Annotated in this window: 2 protein-coding genes; both read right to left on the bottom strand. The window is 60.9% G+C overall.

The annotated features are described in order from the left end of the window. A partial coding sequence (locus tag AWB68_RS45885; protein ID WP_200828998.1) for an NAD(P)(+) transhydrogenase (Re/Si-specific) subunit beta occupies positions 1-323 on the bottom strand: 323 nt, incomplete at its 3' end. Continuing rightward, the coding region (locus AWB68_RS45880) for an NAD(P) transhydrogenase subunit alpha part 2 (RefSeq protein WP_143282096.1) at positions 323-642 on the bottom strand (320 nt) is incomplete at its 5' end. The genes AWB68_RS45885 and AWB68_RS45880, both read right to left, overlap by 1 nt.

The following is a 642-nucleotide window of genomic DNA, read 5'->3' as shown; positions in this document are numbered from 1 at the left end:
GCCGCAAGACCGATCAGCGAGTGCATCGCGGCGACGAGTTCCGGCATCTTCGTCATCTCGACTTTCGCCGCGATGTACGCGCCCGCCGCACCGCCGATGATCAGCGCCGCGAACAGCAGGCCAAGGCCCGCGCCGAGGTTGGAACCGAGATAAGCCGCTTGCTTGACGATCAGCGCGAGCGTCGTGAGGATCGCGATCGCCATGCCGGCCATGCCGAACGTGTTGCCGATACGCGCGGTCTTCGGATTGGACAAGCCTTTCAACGCCTGGATGAAACACACCGAGGCGACGAGATACAGGAGAGTGACGACGTTCAGACTCATTACGCACCCTCCTTGCTCGGCAGTTTCTTGGGCTCTTTCTTCTTGAACATTTCGAGCATGCGCCGTGTCACGAGAAAGCCGCCGAACACGTTCACCGCCGCGAGCAGCACGGCCAATGTGCCGAAGAACTTGCTGGTGCCACCGATCGTGAGTCCGGTCGCGAGCATCGCACCGACGATCACGATCGCCGAAATCGCGTTGGTCACGGCCATCAGCGGCGTGTGCAGCGCGGGCGTGACGTTCCACACCACGTGATAGCCGACGTAGATCGCCAGCACGAAGATGATCAGGTTGATCACCGTATGGTTGATGATGTCCA

It is taken from the genome of Caballeronia choica (genome assembly GCF_001544535.1).
GTDB classification, from domain to species: domain Bacteria; phylum Pseudomonadota; class Gammaproteobacteria; order Burkholderiales; family Burkholderiaceae; genus Caballeronia; species Caballeronia choica.
Note: the sequence above shows the minus strand (reverse complement) of the source record. Positions and strands in the feature narration are given on the sequence as shown.